Below are 13493 nucleotides of genomic sequence, written 5' to 3'. Positions count from 1 at the left end.
GTAAGGCATACGCGGCGGCCGCCGGAGCGCGCACCTGCGCCTTCCGGCGGCCGCCGCTCCCGTTCCCCCGACCCCGTCGTCTAGGCTCCCCGGAGCGCAGGCAGGGGGCCTGCACGGACGAATCGGCCGGGATCCGGCCCTTGTGTGGGGGAAGTGGTTCGATGCGTGCACTACGCGTGCTGTTGTTCATCGTGGTCATACTCGGGGGGCTGTTCGTGGCGGCCGACCGGGTGGCGGTGAATCTCGTCGAGGACAAGGCCGCGGACAAGATCCGCGCCAGTCAGGGGCTCGGCAAGACCCCGAACGTCTCCATCAAGGGCTTCCCGTTCCTGACCCAGGTCGCCGGCCGCAACCTCCAGGAGGTCGACGCCGACCTCGGGGGTATCGAGGCCAAGGCCGACGGGCGCACGCTGCGCGTGGACCAGCTGTCCGCGCAGTTCCACGATGTCGCGCTGACCAGCGACTACATGTCCATAGAGAGCGCCGCCTCGGCCACCGGCACCGCCCGGATCAGCTACGCCGACCTCACCAAGGCGGCAGGCGGCGACGTCAAGATCACCTACGGCGGCGAGAAGAACGGCCGCAGCCAGGTCAAGATCTCCCCGAACCTCCCGGTCCTCAGCTCGCTGGACGTGACCGGTTCCCTCACCATCGTCGGCGGCAACACCGTCCGGCTGCGCGCCGACGGACTCCCCGCGATGTGCCGGGCCCTCCCGGGCTGTGAGACCAAGGTGCGCGCCCAGACCGACCACGACTGGAAGCTGGACCAGCTGCCCGGCAACCTGAAGCTGGAAAAGGTCGTGACGAAGGCGGACGGTATCTCGATCTCCGCCTCCGGCAAGGACGTCAAGCTCCCCGGCTGACCCGGGCGCCCACGGCGGGCCGCCCCACCGGCCCGCCGTCCCACCGGCCCACCGTCCCACCGTCCCACCGGCCCACCGGCCCACCGGCCATCGGGACCGCCCTCCGGCCCGATCGCCGCCCCCGGTCCGACCGCCGTCCAATCCCTGAGACACCCAAGTCCGTACGCCAGACCTCCCACCTGCGTACGGCCGCCGCCGGCCCGTCCGGGCCCGCCCTCCGCCGCAGCGCATCCCACATCACGGACAAACGCGTCTCGCCATTCGATACGCCGGTGACATGCCCGGCTCCGCGTCCCTACGATCGGTGCCATGCAGAGCTCATTGAGCGGTCTCCGTCCGCGGGGACGGGCGGTACTTACGAAGCGGCGGGCAGTAGACCTGTGTCGCGTCGCCGCCATGCTCTGTCGCCCTGTCTGACGGGCCTTGGCACCCGTTTTTCATCCGGCCGGCCCCCTCAGGCCGCGCCTCGCGTGCCCCGCACAGCGCCACCCCGGAACCCCGTCCGGAAGTCATCGGCGCGCACCCGGCGTACCCGCGTGCAACTCCGCAACTGCCCCCCGCAACTGCCCCGGAGGAGAAGAACATGAGCCGTAGCGACGTCCTCGTAGACGCCGACTGGGTCGAGGCCCACCTCGAGGACCCGAAGGTCGTGATCGTCGAGGTCGACGAGGACACCTCGGCCTACGACAAGAACCACATCAAGAACGCGGTCCGCATCGACTGGCAGAAGGACCTCCAGGACCCGGTGCGCCGCGACTTCGTCGACCAGGCGGGCTTCGAGAAGCTGCTGTCGGCCAAGGGCATCGCCAACGACGACACCGTCGTCCTCTACGGCGGCAACAACAACTGGTTCGCCTCCTACGCCTACTGGTACTTCAAGCTCTACGGCCACGACAGCGTCAAGCTGCTCGACGGCGGCCGCAAGAAGTGGGAGCTGGACTCGCGCGACCTGGTCGACGGCTCCGAGGTCCCCGGCCGCCCGGCCACCGAGTACAAGGCCAAGGCCCAGGACACCTCCATCCGCGCCTTCCGTGACGACGTCGTCGCCGCGATCGGCAGCCTCAACCTCGTCGACGTGCGTTCCCCCGACGAGTTCAGCGGCAAGCTGCTCGCCCCCGCGCACCTCCCGCAGGAGCAGTCGCAGCGCCCCGGCCACGTGCCCAGCGCCCGCAACATCCCGTGGTCGAAGAACGCCAACGACGACGGCACCTTCAAGTCGGACGACGAGCTCAAGGCCCTCTACGAGGAGGAGTCCGTCGATCTCGCCAAGGACACCATCGCCTACTGCCGTATCGGTGAGCGCTCCGCGCTGACCTGGTTCGTGCTGCACGAGCTGCTCGGCCAGACCAACGTCAAGAACTACGACGGTTCCTGGACCGAGTACGGCTCCCTGGTCGGCGTTCCGATCGAGCTCGGCGCCAACAAGTAAGCAAGCTTCTCCCCGAACCCCTCAAGGAAGTACCCCTATGTGTGGAGCACAGGCCGGCGGCCCGGACGCCTCGACGATCAAGCCCGGTGAGACCACGATCCAGGGCAGCGTGACCCGCGACGGCCAGCCCGTCACCGGTTACGTCCGACTCCTGGACAGCACCGGCGAATTCACCGCCGAGGTTCCCACCTCCGCGACCGGACAGTTCCGCTTCTACGCGGCCGAGGGCACCTGGACGTTGCGTGCGCTCGTCCCGGGCGGCACCGCGGACCGCACCGTCGTCGCCCAGAAGGGCGGCCTCGCGGAGGTCGCCATCGCCGTCTGACACACGGCGCTTCAGTACGGCCGGAGGGCCGCACCCCAGAGGTTTGGACGCCTTGACCGGGGAGCGGTCCTCCGTGCTGTTCACGGGCCCGGACGGGGGCGTGGTCACGACTTCTTTCCTGCCCCGCCCGGATTTACCGTTGATTTATGTACGCGAACCGCCGGTCGCCCGCACAGCGCCGTCATCGCAGGTATTTCGTGCTGATGGGCGTGTGCCTCGTGCTGTTCGTGCTCGCCTGGGCCGTGGTGCGGCTGTGGTCGGTGCCGGCCGCGGTGGGCATGTGCATCGTCGCCATGGTCATCCCGCCGATCGCGGCGATCATCGGCAACCGCCGGGAGCCCGGCGAGCGCTGGTGGGACGAGTCCGGCGACCCCGAGTCCGACCGCTGGTGGCGCGAGCTGGACGACCGGGACGACAAGCACACGCAGTAGACGGGCCGGCGGGCACGCACCCGCTACCCGGGCGCTCAGCACACCGCCGTCAGTACACCAGCGCCTGTACGTCGTCCGGCATGATCTCGCTGACGAAGACCTGGGCGCCGGCGATCCCCGCCCCGTCGATCAGATCCTTCTGCTCGATGTCACGCCGGGCCGCGCACTGCGTGCAGACCGTGATCGCCCCGCCGCCCGCGCGGATCCCGTCGATCAGCTCCGGCAGCGGCGCCGCATGCGGCAGCTCGAACTCCGCCGCCCGCCCCGGCAGCGCGAACCACACGGATTCCCCGGTCAGCCACAGCGACACCTCGACGCCGCTGGCCACCGCCACCGCCGCCACCGTGAACGCCTGCGAGCAGCGCTCGGGCGCATCGGCGCCCGCCGTCACCTTGATCACGAGCTTCTTCGCCATGGGGCAAGAGTAGGCGGGAACGGGCGGGATAAGGGGACCCCTGCCCCTTATGAGCTTGGCGGCGGACCTCACAGCGCCGCTGCCACCGTCGCCGACTAGACTCGCAGGCGGTCCGTTACACCCTCACTCCGTCCAAGGAGCGCGCTCGTGCTTGAGGCATTCTTCACCACCCTGCTGGTTCTGGTCGGCATCGGCGTGATCGCGTTCGCCGGTCTGACCTGGAAGAAGCTGTACCAGGGCCAGCGCTGACCTCCGTAATTCGTCCACAACAGATCGCCTGAGCTGATGATCGAGATCCCGTCCGACCTGAACCCGGCCCTGGTGCCGCTCGCTTTCCTCCTCGGCAGATGGGAAGGCGCCGGCGTCTACGACTTCCCGGGCACCGAGAAGTGCAACTTCGGGCAGGAAGTCACCTTCACCCACGACGGCCGTGACTTCCTCGAATACACCTCGCACAGCTGGGTGCTCGACAACGAGGGCAAGAAGGTCCGCCCCCTGGAGTCCGAGAGCGGCTACTGGCGCGTCGACGCCGACCGCAAGGTCGAGATCGTGATGGTCCGCGACCAGGGCGTGGTGGAGGTCTGGTACGGCGAGCTGGCCCACCAGAAGCCGCAGATCGACCTCGCCACCGACGCCATCGCGCGCACCGCCGCCGCCGGCCCGTACAGCGGCGGCAAGCGGCTCTACGGCTATGTCAACAGCGACCTGATGTGGGTCGGCGAGAAGTCCACCCCGGACGTGCCGCTGCGCCCGTACATGTCGGCGCATCTGAAGAAGGTCGCCGACCTCAAGGAGTGGGCGGAGAGCCTGCCCGACGACATGCCGGACGGGGTCTCCTTCTTCCGGCCGGACGGCACGCCCTACAACCCGTAAACACGAGGGAGAGCACCGCTCTCCTGCCAGCGCCCCGCGGGGGAAGCCGGTCGAAGTCCGGCGCTGACCCGCAACGGTAGGCGGAAGGTCCCTTCCGCGAGCCCGATTGCCCGCGGCGCGCAGCTTCCCGCACAACTCGCCGTGGACTGCGAGGGGACGCCGTCGGGCCCCCGCGGTCCCGGGCCGCTCCTTGTACGTACGGACGCGGCCCGACACCGAGGCGGCCGACCGACCGTGGCGACGACCACCGCGCACCCCACGACACCCGGGACCGGCGCACCCCCACCGCCCCGGCGGCTGCCCGTACCACCCCTGGTCGCCGCCCTCGGCGCCGTCCTGCTCGGCTCCCTGCTGTGCGGAATCGGCCTCGGCGCCGCCGGGGTGAGCTGGGCGCAGGTCGTGCGCCATCTCGGCGCCGGGCTGACCGGCGGCACCATCTCGCCCGACGAGGTCGCCGCGTACACCATCGTGTGGGAGCTGCGCTTCCCGCGGGCCGTACTGGCCGCGGTCGTCGGCGCCGGGCTCTCCGCCATCGGCGTCGCCGTCCAGGCGCTGGTCCGCAACGCCCTCGCCGACCCCTTCGTCCTCGGCATCTCCTCCGGCGCCGCCGTCGGCGCCAACGCCGTCCTGCTGTTCGGGGCGCTCGGCGCGCTCGGCATCTGGGCGCTGTCGGTGTCCGCGTTCGTCTCCGCGCTGCTCGCCATGGCCCTGGTGTACGCGGCCGCCCGCACCGCCCACGGGCTCACCCCGCTGCGCCTGGTGCTGACCGGCACCGCCATGTACTACGGCTTCTCCGCCATCACCACCCTGATGGTGTTCACCGCCGACCGCGGCGAGGCGGCCCGCTCGGCCATGATGTGGCTGCTGGGGAGCCTGAGCGGGGCCGGCTGGAGTTCGGTGCCGATCGCCGCGGCCGCGGTGGCCGCCGCGCTGGCCCATCTGCTGCTCTCCGCCGGCCGGCTGAACGCCCTGGCCATGGGCGACGAGACCGCCGCCGCCCTCGGGGTGGACGCCGGACGGCTGCGCCGCGAACTGTTCGTGGTCGCCGCGGCCGTCACCGGCGCGGTGGTCGCGGTCAGCGGCGCGATCGGCTTCGTCGGCCTGATGGTGCCGCATGTGACCCGGATGCTGGTCGGCGCCGATCACCGCCGGGTGCTGGCCGTCGCCCCCCTGCTCGGCGCGGTGCTGCTGGTGTGGGTGGATCTGCTCTCACGGGTGCTGCTGGCGCCCGTCGAGCTGCCCGTCGGAGTGCTCACCGCCGTCATCGGCGTGCCCTGCTTCGTGCTGCTGATGCGGCGGCGCGGCTACACCTTCGGAGGCGGCGCCTGATGCGGATCGACATCGCGGATCTGTCGGTGGAGGTGGCCGGGAACCGGCTGGTCCACGACATCACGCTACGGGCCGGCAGCGGCCGGGTCGTCGGCCTGGTCGGCCCCAACGGCAGCGGCAAGTCGACCCTGCTGCGCTGCGTCTACCGCGCACTGCGCCCGGCCGCCGGGACCGTACGGCTGGACGGCGCCGATGTGCACGCCATGGACGCGCGGGAGGGCGCCCGGCTGCTGGCCGCGCTACCCCAAGAGGCCAGTACGGAGTTCGACTTCACGGTGGCCGAGGTCGTCGCGATGGGGCGGCTGCCGCATCAGCGCGGTTCGGGCCGGGCGAGCGCCGCGGACCTCGCGGTGTGCGAGCGGGCGCTGGCCCGGGTCGGCGCGGACCACCTGGCCGGGCGCGGCTTCCTCAGCCTGTCCGGCGGCGAGAAACAGCGGGTGCTGATCGCCCGCGCGCTGGCCCAGGAACCGCGCGTCCTGGTGCTCGACGAGCCCACCAACCACCTTGACATCGCCCAGCAGTTGGAGGTGCTGGCGCTGGTCAGGGAGGGGTGCACCTCCCGACGGCTGACGGTGCTGACCGCGCTGCACGACCTCAACCTGGCGGCCATGCACTGCGACGAGCTGTACGTCCTCGCCCACGGCCGGATCGTCGCCGCCGGCCCGCCGTACGACGTGCTCACCCCGAAGCTGCTCGCCGAGGTCTTCGGCGTCCGCGCCCACCGCGTACGGCATCCCGAATCGGGCGCCGTACAGCTGCTGTTCGACCGCCTCGCCGCCCCCACCGCCGCCTCGTAAGGACCGCACCATGCGCCGCCCCACCGCCCCGCTCACCGCCCTCGCCCTGGCCCTCGCCCTGACCGGCTGCGGCGCGAAGGTCTCCGACGACGGCAAGCACGCCGCCAAACCCTCCGGCCACTACCCCGTCACCGTCGAGAACTGCGGCACCCGCACCACGTACGACAAGGCCCCCGCCCGCGTGGTCACCAACGACGTCGGCATCACCGAGATCATGTTCGCGCTCGGCCTGGAGAACCGGATGGCCGGCTACGTCATGCCCGACAACGTGGGCAACCTCGACGCCGTCCCCTGGAAGGCCGCGTACGGCACGGTCCCCAGGCTCTCGAACAAGGCCATCACCAGGGAGATGGCCCTCGACGCCCGCGCCGATCTGGTCTTCGCGGGCTGGAACTACGGCTTCGGCGAGGACAACGGCCTCACCCCCGCCTCCCTCAAGAAACTCGGCATCGGCAGCTACGTCCTGACCGAGTCCTGCCGCCACGGCGCGGACGGCAGCGCCCGCGGTGTGATGCCGCCCCTGGAGGCGCTCTACACCGACCTGGAGACGCTCGGGAAGATCTTCGACGTCGAGGACCGCGCCGCCGCCCTGGTGAAGAGGTACAAGAAGCAGGTCGCCGACGCCGCCGCCAAGGCCCCCGCACCCGCCGAACGCCCCTCCGTCTTCCTCTACGACGACGGCCGCGACAAGCCGCTGACCTCCGGCAAATACGCCGGTCCGCACGACATCATCACCAAGGCCGGCGGCGACCACACCATGAAGGACCTCAAGGACTCCTGGACCACCGTCGGCTGGGAGACCGTCGTCGCCCGCAACCCCGAGGTCATCGTCATCAACAACTACGGCGACACCTCCGCCGCCCAGAAGAAGGCCTTCCTGACCTCGTACCCGCCGCTCGCCAACGTCTCCGCGATCAAGCACCACCGGATCTACGTCATGGACTATGCCGATCTGGTCGAAAGCCCCCGCAATCCGGCCGCCGTCAGCGACCTGGCCCGCTATCTGCGCGGCGTACGGGCAGCCGGCTGACGCGGCGTACATACGTACGCCCGTCCGCCCTCCTACACTGGCTGTGTGGTGACCACCGACTGGCAGAGCGACCTCCGCAGGCGCGGATACCGCCTGACCCCGCAGCGTCAACTCGTGCTGGAGGCTGTGGACAGGCTGGAGCACGCCACCCCGGACGACATCCTCACCGAGGTGCGCAAGACGGCGGGCGGGGTGAACATCTCCACCGTCTACCGCACCCTGGAACTCCTCGAAGAGCTGGACCTGGTCAGCCACGCACACCTCGGACACGGGGCGCCGACGTACCACCTCGCCGACCGCCACCACCACATCCATCTGGTGTGCCGGGACTGCACGGACGTCATCGAGGCGGATCTGTCGGTGGCCGAGCCGTTCACCGCGACGCTGCGCGAACAGTTCGGCTTCGAAACGGATATGAAGCACTTCGCGATCTTCGGGCGCTGTACGGCCTGCCGTACCAAGGCCGCGGAGGGCGACGGCTGAGCCCGCCCCCACCGAGTCGTAGGCTGGCCCCATGCTGCGACATTCACCCGCCAGCCCCCTGCTGTCGCTGCCCGGCGCTGTCCCTGCCGAGGCTCCCGACGAAGGCGTCGCCGCGCACTACGGCGACCTCTTCCGAGAGCAGCGCGCCCTCGCCGACGGCACCGGCTTCGTGGACCTCTCCCACCGTGGCGTGATCACCGTCACCGGCCCCGAGCGGCTGAGCTGGCTGCACCTGCTGATCACCCAGCACGTCAGCGAACTCCCGCCCGGCCAGGCCACCGAGGCACTGATCCTCTCCGCGCACGGCCACATCGAGCATGCGCTCTACCTCGTCGACGACGGCGAGACGACGTGGATGCACACCGAACCGGGCAACCAGGAGGCACTGATCGCCTACCTGGAAAGCATGAAGTTCTTCTACCGGGTCGAGGTCGCCGACCGCACCGACGAGATCGCCGTCGTGCATCTGCCCGCCGGCTCCATCACCGAGGTGCCCGAAGGCGTCGTCGTACGCGAGAACCCGCACGGCCGCGATCTGTTCCTGCCGCGCGCCGACCTGGAGACCTTCGCCGCGGGGCACCGCCCGGCGATCGGCATCCTGGCCATGGAGGCGCTGCGCGTCGAGGCCCACCGCCCGCGCCTGGGCCTGGAGACCGACCATCGCACCATCCCGCACGAGCTGGGCTGGATCGGCACCGCCGTACACCTCCAGAAGGGCTGCTACCGCGGCCAGGAGACCGTCGCCCGGGTCCACAACCTGGGCAAGCCGCCGCGCCGGCTGGTGTTCTTGCACCTGGACGGCAGCGAGGTGCATCTGCCGCCGCACGGCACCCCCGTACGCCTCGCCTCGGAAGGCGAGGAGGGCCGGCAGCTCGGCTTCATCACCACCTCGGTCCGCCACCACGAGCTCGGCCCGATCGCGCTCGCCCTGGTCAAGCGGAACGTCCCGGTGGACGCCCAGCTGATGGCGGGCGGCACGGCCGCGGCGCAGGAGGTCGTCGTCGAGCCGTAGCGCCCGACAAGGCCGCCGGCGCCGCCGGCGCGGGCCTGGGGGCGGACGGGCCCTACACCTCCACCAGCACCGTGAACGGCCCGTCGTTCGTCAGTGACACCTTCATGTCCGCGCCGAAGCGGCCGGTCTCCACATGGGCGCCCAGCGCCCGCAGCTGCGCGACGACCTCGTCGACCAGCGGCTCGGCGACCGGCCCCGGCGCCGCGGCGTTCCAGGTGGGACGACGGCCCTTGCGGGCGTCACCGTAGAGAGTGAACTGGCTGATCACCAACAGCGGCGCCGCGGTGTCCGAGCAGGACTTCTCGCCCTGCAGAATCCGCACCGACCACAGCTTGCGGGCCAGCTGCGCCGCCTTCTCCGGGGTGTCCTCGTGTGTGACCCCCACCAGCACGCACAGCCCCTCACCGACGATCTCCCCGACCGTCTCGCCCGCCACCTCGACGCGTGCGCCGTCAACTCTCTGCACCACAGCTCGCATACCCGCCATGATGCCGGGCGACCAACCGGCTTCGGACAGCCGTGCCTCCACGGGGGCTGTTCGGGTGCCATGGCCCTGCAGAAGGACCGCCCAGAGTGGCACGATGCGTGCACGTGGTGCGTTTCATGGACAACATGCCCTGGACGCGGCCCGGACGAGGGGACGGAACGACTCATGAGCACTGCCGGCGCCGGACAAACTCCCGGTCCCGTACCACCCGCCCGTACGACACCGACCGGACGGACCACACCAAGCGCCCCCGTGTCAGACACCGCACGTACGACACCCGCCGCTCCGGCGCCCCCCACCGCCCTCACGACGACCACCACCGCACTGACGACGACCACGGCAGCGGCTCGCGTCGAGCCCCCCGGCACCGAGGACGGCCCCATGCTCCAGGCAGGCCAGGCGCAGCACCCCCGCCCCCCGCAGCAGCGCGACCGCTGCCGCCCGGCCGCCACCCCCGATCTCTGCGGTCTGGGGCTGCCCGAGCTGCGGGTGGTCCGCCGTGATTCCCAGCAGGAAGAGGCCGATCTGAGCTATCTGCGGCGGCTGTTGCAGGGCCGGATCGACATCCTCCGGGCCGAGATCGCCCGCCGCACCGCCCAGCACTCACCGCTGCTCGACCGGCTGCCCGAGATCCTCACCGATCTGCCGTCGCGGCACCGCTCCTCGGCCCGGCATGTGACGGTCGGCACGCCGCACAGCGAGGAATACCGCAGGCTCGCCGAGGAAATGCTCGGTGAGGTGGAACTGTCCGATCTCACCGCGCGTACGGACCAGGAGCTGCATGACGCGATGGGCCGGCTGATCCGCTACGAACGGCAGGTGTCGCTGCGTCGTCAGTCGCTGCAGCGCACCACCGACGATTGCAGTGCGGAAATCGCCCGCAGGTACCGTGAAGGCGAAGCGCAAGTAGACGACCTGCTGTCCTGACCGGGCCACAAGCCTCCGGGGGGTGGCGGTCACTCCCCGGAAGGCCGCCGATGACCTCGCCCACCCCGATACCCCAGCCGGCCCAGGGATCCCTCACCTCCCCGGATCCCGCGACGGCCGCGTCTTCTCCCGCTTCTCCCGCTTCCTCCGCCTCCCCCGTCCTCGCCGAGGTCGTCCGCTCCGGCTTCGTCGAGGGCCGGCACCGTGGCTCCCTGGTGGTACTCGCGGCCGACGGCAGCGTGGAAATGGCGCTGGGCGATGTGGCCGCCCCCGTCTTCCCCCGCTCCACGAACAAGCCGATGCAGGCCGCGGCGGTCCTGCGGGCGGGCCTGGAGCTGTCCGGCGAGCGGCTGGCGCTGGCCGCCGCGAGCCACTCCGGTGAGCCGTTCCACCTCGATCTCGTACGGACCATGCTGGCCGAGCACGGCCTGACCGCCGACCAGCTCCAGACACCGCCGGACCTGCCGCTGGACCCTGAGGAGGCCGAGGCCTACCTCGCCTCGGGCCGGGTCCGCGACCGCCTCACCATGAACTGCTCGGGCAAGCACACCGCGATGCTGGCCGCCTCCGCGCTCAACGGCTGGCCGCTCGCCTCGTACCTCGACCAGGACCATCCGCTGCAGCAGCTGGTCGCCGACGGTGTCCGCACCGCAAGCGGCGAGGACGTCGCCCACATCGGCACGGACGGCTGCGGTGCGCCCCTGCTGTCGCTGTCGCTGACCGGTCTGGCCCGCGCCTTCCGGCACTTTGTACTGGCCGAGCCCGGCACCCCGGAGCGACGGGTCGCGGACGCGATGCGCGCCCACCCCGAGTACGTCGCCGGCACCCGCCGCCCCGACACCTGGCTGATGCAGGCCCTCCCCGGCACCCTCTCCAAGATGGGCGCCGAGGCGGTCCAGGCCCTGGCCCTCCCCGACGGCCGCGCCCTCGCCTTCAAGATCGACGACGGCGCCACCCGCACCCTCGGCCCCATCCTCGCCCGCACCCTCCGCCTCATGAACATCGACACCCCCGTCCTCTCCCGCCTGGAGGACGCCCCCCTCTTCGGCGGCGGCACCCGGGTGGGCGAAATCCGCGCGGCGTTCTGAGGCGGCTGGGGCTTGCGCCGGCCGCCGAGCTGGCGCTGGGCAGGGTGGTGGTGTTGCCGCCTGGTTCGGTGGGGGCTGGGGCCTTGCGGGTTGCGTGTGTGCCGGGGGGGCCGGAGGGGCCGCACCGGCACCCGTCCTCGGCGCGGGCGTCGCGGGTCCCGGATATCGGCGCCCCGGCGTTTGCTCCAGGTCCTGCGGGCGGGTCCCGGTACGTCCCCTCCGGCCTACGTATCGTCCCGTCCGCAGCCCGGCGGCACCGCCCGTCACAGACCACAGCCCCTGCCCCTGCCTCTGCCTCTGCCTCTGCCTCTGCGCCGACGCGTACGGCGAAACCCGAGCCGCGTCAGTTCGTAACGGTCATTGGTACGGCGGGACAGTCGCCAACGTACGGAGGCCGGAGGGGATACCCGGTGACCCGCCCGCAGGACCTGGAGCAAACGCCGGGGCAATCAATCCCACGTAGCCGCGACGCCCGCGCCGTGGGGGCACCTCCCGGCCGAAGGCTGGGGGAGGGTTACCGGGTGTCCCCTCCGGCCCACCCACCCACGGTGCAGAGGCGAAGCGGCCCCAGCCACGACACACCCCCGCCACAGAACCACACACCCACCCCGCCACCGCTGCCGCAACGACCACAGCCTGCCTAGAGTGGCGGTGACACAGTGCACTCGCGCGTGCGTGTGTGCACGCACCACCCACCACAGCAGGAGGCCGGCGACCATGAGCGACGCGAATCCCGAGCCGCAGGGGCCCGAGGCGATCGAGCACGCGCACGACCCCGAGGTGCTGCAGCTCGCGGCCAAGGTGTTCGACCTGGCGCGGCACGGTGACACCGACACCGTCGCCGCGTACGTGGACGCGGGCGTCCCCGCCAACCTGACGAACGACAAGGGCGACTCGCTCGTGATGCTGGCCGCCTACCACGGCCACCCCGCCACCGTAGAAGTCCTGTTGCACCGCGAGGCCGACCCCGACCGCCCCAACGACCGTGGCCAGACGCCACTCGCCGGTGCGGTCTTCAAGGGCGAGGACGAGGTCATCAAGGTCCTGCTGGCGCACGGCGCGGACCCGGCGGCGGGCACGCCCTCGGCGATCGACACGGCCCGGATGTTCCAGAAGACGGAGCTGCTGGAGCTTTTCGGAGCCGAGTGACCCGGACGGCGCCCCGGACGGCGCCCTCGATACAGCTCTCCGGCCGGCGCACAGGCGGGCGCCCTCCCAGGCCGGGGCGAGGCCCGGCATGCCCCACACCCTGCCCCACACCCACGGCCCTTGACCTCAAGTTCGCTTGAGGTCCTAGCGTCGAGTCCCGACGGCGACACCGCCGCTCACCGACTCCCACGCCACGCCACGAAGGGCCTCACATGTCCGAGCACCCGTACCGCCTCGCAGTGATCATCGGCAGCACCCGGGAGGGCCGGTTCGCGCCCGTCATCGCGAACTGGTTCACCCGGCACACCGAGAACCACCCGCACATCGACGTGGACGTCATCGACCTGGACACCGTCCGCCCGTACGAGCTCCGTTACGGCAGCGAGGAGTACGAGACCTTCGCGAAGCGCGTCGACGAGGCGGACGCATTCGTCGTGATCACCCCGGAGTACAACCACTCCTTCCCGGCCCCGCTCAAGCACGCCATCGACCTGCTGCGCCCCCAGTGGCAGGCCAAGCCGGTCGGCTTTGTGTCGTACGGCGGGATCTCCGGCGGCCTCCGCGCCGTCGAGCAACTGCGGCTGGTCTTCGCCGAGTTGCACGCCACGACGGTGCGCGAAACGGTGAGCTTCCCGCTCGCCGGCAACCTCTTCGACGACGCCGGACACCTGCACGACCCGGCCCCCGTCACCCAGGCCGCCGACGCCCTGCTCAACCAGCTGACCTGGTGGGCGGTCGCGCTCCGCGAGGCCCGCGCGACCCGCCCGTACGGCGGCTAGCGGCCACCAACGGCCACCAGGACCACGCCCACCGGCCCGCCACCGCGCCGGCCTACCACCCCACTGGCCCGCCACC

17 protein-coding genes are annotated in these 13493 nt (G+C 71.3%); 15 read left to right on the top strand and 2 right to left on the bottom strand.

What is annotated here, in order from left to right:
- Positions 1 to 161 precede the first annotated feature (161 nt).
- From DY245_RS27550 to DY245_RS27535, 5 genes are all read left to right on the top strand, one after another.
- Positions 162 to 863 (top strand): LmeA family phospholipid-binding protein, encoded by a 702-nt coding sequence (locus DY245_RS27550; protein ID WP_181923887.1) that lies wholly within the window; start codon positions 162 to 164, stop codon positions 861 to 863.
- Positions 864 to 1172: 309 nt separating this feature from the next.
- Positions 1173 to 1280 (top strand): putative leader peptide, encoded by a 108-nt coding sequence (locus DY245_RS48410; protein WP_350252853.1) that lies wholly within the window; start codon positions 1173 to 1175, stop codon positions 1278 to 1280.
- A gap of 166 nt (positions 1281 to 1446) precedes the next feature.
- On the top strand, positions 1447 to 2292 hold the full coding sequence (locus tag DY245_RS27545; RefSeq protein ID WP_128509927.1) for a sulfurtransferase: 846 nt from the start codon (positions 1447 to 1449) through the stop codon (positions 2290 to 2292).
- 37 nt (positions 2293 to 2329) lie between these two features.
- Positions 2330 to 2617, top strand: a complete 288-nt coding sequence (locus DY245_RS27540; protein ID WP_030660503.1) for a DUF1416 domain-containing protein — start codon at positions 2330 to 2332, stop codon at positions 2615 to 2617.
- A 146-nt stretch (positions 2618 to 2763) separates the two neighbouring features.
- Positions 2764 to 3048, top strand: coding sequence for a DUF3099 domain-containing protein (locus tag DY245_RS27535; RefSeq protein WP_128509926.1), 285 nt, complete (start codon positions 2764 to 2766; stop codon positions 3046 to 3048).
- A gap of 49 nt (positions 3049 to 3097) precedes the next feature.
- Here DY245_RS27535 and DY245_RS27530 read toward each other — a convergent pair whose 3' ends face one another.
- Entirely contained in the window at positions 3098 to 3463 is a 366-nt protein-coding gene (locus DY245_RS27530; RefSeq protein ID WP_128509925.1) for a DsrE family protein, read from the bottom strand.
- Between the two features lie 285 nt (positions 3464 to 3748).
- Between DY245_RS27530 and DY245_RS27520 the strand changes: the two genes are divergently transcribed.
- The 6 genes from DY245_RS27520 to ygfZ all read left to right on the top strand — a co-directional run bounded on the left by DY245_RS27520 (position 3749) and on the right by ygfZ (position 8987).
- Complete coding sequence (locus DY245_RS27520; RefSeq protein WP_128509924.1) at positions 3749 to 4336, top strand: heme-binding beta-barrel domain-containing protein; 588 nt, start codon at positions 3749 to 3751, stop codon at positions 4334 to 4336.
- A gap of 234 nt (positions 4337 to 4570) precedes the next feature.
- On the top strand, positions 4571 to 5665 hold the full coding sequence (locus DY245_RS27515; RefSeq protein WP_128509923.1) for a FecCD family ABC transporter permease: 1095 nt from the start codon (positions 4571 to 4573) through the stop codon (positions 5663 to 5665).
- Positions 5665 to 6462 (top strand): ABC transporter ATP-binding protein, encoded by a 798-nt coding sequence (locus DY245_RS27510; RefSeq protein ID WP_128509922.1) that lies wholly within the window; start codon positions 5665 to 5667, stop codon positions 6460 to 6462. Before DY245_RS27515 ends, DY245_RS27510 begins: the two co-directional genes overlap by 1 nt.
- A 10-nt stretch (positions 6463 to 6472) precedes the next feature.
- A complete protein-coding gene (locus tag DY245_RS27505) occupies positions 6473 to 7492 on the top strand; it encodes an ABC transporter substrate-binding protein (protein WP_128509921.1) in 1020 nt (339 codons plus the stop codon).
- Positions 7493 to 7537: 45 nt separating this feature from the next.
- A complete protein-coding gene (locus tag DY245_RS27500) occupies positions 7538 to 7975 on the top strand; it encodes a Fur family transcriptional regulator (RefSeq protein ID WP_128509920.1) in 438 nt (145 codons plus the stop codon).
- Positions 7976 to 8006: 31 nt separating this feature from the next.
- Positions 8007 to 8987: a CAF17-like 4Fe-4S cluster assembly/insertion protein YgfZ gene (gene ygfZ, locus DY245_RS27495; protein ID WP_128509919.1), complete on the top strand. Its 981-nt coding sequence runs from the start codon at positions 8007 to 8009 to the stop codon at positions 8985 to 8987.
- A gap of 52 nt (positions 8988 to 9039) precedes the next feature.
- Here the strand turns inward: ygfZ and dtd are convergent, their stop codons facing one another.
- Positions 9040 to 9465 (bottom strand): D-aminoacyl-tRNA deacylase, encoded by a 426-nt coding sequence (gene dtd / locus DY245_RS27490; RefSeq protein WP_128509918.1) that lies wholly within the window; start codon positions 9463 to 9465, stop codon positions 9040 to 9042.
- 390 nt (positions 9466 to 9855) lie between these two features.
- On the opposite strand from dtd, the gene DY245_RS27485 reads away from it, so the two are divergent.
- From DY245_RS27485 to DY245_RS27470, 4 genes are all read left to right on the top strand, one after another.
- Positions 9856 to 10401, top strand: coding sequence for an RsiG family protein (locus tag DY245_RS27485; protein WP_181923889.1), 546 nt, complete (start codon positions 9856 to 9858; stop codon positions 10399 to 10401).
- A 50-nt stretch (positions 10402 to 10451) separates the two neighbouring features.
- On the top strand, positions 10452 to 11489 hold the full coding sequence (locus DY245_RS27480; protein ID WP_128509916.1) for an asparaginase: 1038 nt from the start codon (positions 10452 to 10454) through the stop codon (positions 11487 to 11489).
- 717 nt (positions 11490 to 12206) lie between these two features.
- Positions 12207 to 12638 (top strand): ankyrin repeat domain-containing protein, encoded by a 432-nt coding sequence (locus DY245_RS27475; protein ID WP_128509915.1) that lies wholly within the window; start codon positions 12207 to 12209, stop codon positions 12636 to 12638.
- A 212-nt stretch (positions 12639 to 12850) separates the two neighbouring features.
- Entirely contained in the window at positions 12851 to 13417 is a 567-nt protein-coding gene (locus DY245_RS27470) for an NADPH-dependent FMN reductase (RefSeq protein ID WP_128509914.1), read from the top strand.
- The last annotated feature ends 76 nt before the right edge of the window (positions 13418 to 13493 follow it).

It is taken from the genome of Streptomyces inhibens (genome assembly GCF_003389455.1).
Lineage (GTDB): Bacteria > Actinomycetota > Actinomycetes > Streptomycetales > Streptomycetaceae > Streptomyces > Streptomyces inhibens.
Note: the sequence above shows the minus strand (reverse complement) of the source record. Positions and strands in the feature narration are given on the sequence as shown.

Coding starts and splice junctions, on each gene's coding strand:
- DY245_RS27550 (WP_181923887.1), top strand. CDS start 162: ATGCGTGCACTACGCGTGCTGTTGTTCATCGTGGTCATACTCGGGGGG.
- DY245_RS48410 (WP_350252853.1), top strand. CDS start 1,173: ATGCAGAGCTCATTGAGCGGTCTCCGTCCGCGGGGACGGGCGGTACTT.
- DY245_RS27545 (WP_128509927.1), top strand. CDS start 1,447: ATGAGCCGTAGCGACGTCCTCGTAGACGCCGACTGGGTCGAGGCCCAC.
- DY245_RS27540 (WP_030660503.1), top strand. CDS start 2,330: ATGTGTGGAGCACAGGCCGGCGGCCCGGACGCCTCGACGATCAAGCCC.
- DY245_RS27535 (WP_128509926.1), top strand. CDS start 2,764: ATGTACGCGAACCGCCGGTCGCCCGCACAGCGCCGTCATCGCAGGTAT.
- DY245_RS27530 (WP_128509925.1), bottom strand. CDS start 3,463: ATGGCGAAGAAGCTCGTGATCAAGGTGACGGCGGGCGCCGATGCGCCC.
- DY245_RS27520 (WP_128509924.1), top strand. CDS start 3,749: ATGATCGAGATCCCGTCCGACCTGAACCCGGCCCTGGTGCCGCTCGCT.
- DY245_RS27510 (WP_128509922.1), top strand. CDS start 5,665: ATGCGGATCGACATCGCGGATCTGTCGGTGGAGGTGGCCGGGAACCGG.
- DY245_RS27505 (WP_128509921.1), top strand. CDS start 6,473: ATGCGCCGCCCCACCGCCCCGCTCACCGCCCTCGCCCTGGCCCTCGCC.
- ygfZ (WP_128509919.1), top strand. CDS start 8,007: ATGCTGCGACATTCACCCGCCAGCCCCCTGCTGTCGCTGCCCGGCGCT.
- dtd (WP_128509918.1), bottom strand. CDS start 9,465: ATGCGAGCTGTGGTGCAGAGAGTTGACGGCGCACGCGTCGAGGTGGCG.
- DY245_RS27485 (WP_181923889.1), top strand. CDS start 9,856: ATGCTCCAGGCAGGCCAGGCGCAGCACCCCCGCCCCCCGCAGCAGCGC.
- DY245_RS27480 (WP_128509916.1), top strand. CDS start 10,452: ATGACCTCGCCCACCCCGATACCCCAGCCGGCCCAGGGATCCCTCACC.
- DY245_RS27475 (WP_128509915.1), top strand. CDS start 12,207: ATGAGCGACGCGAATCCCGAGCCGCAGGGGCCCGAGGCGATCGAGCAC.
- DY245_RS27470 (WP_128509914.1), top strand. CDS start 12,851: ATGTCCGAGCACCCGTACCGCCTCGCAGTGATCATCGGCAGCACCCGG.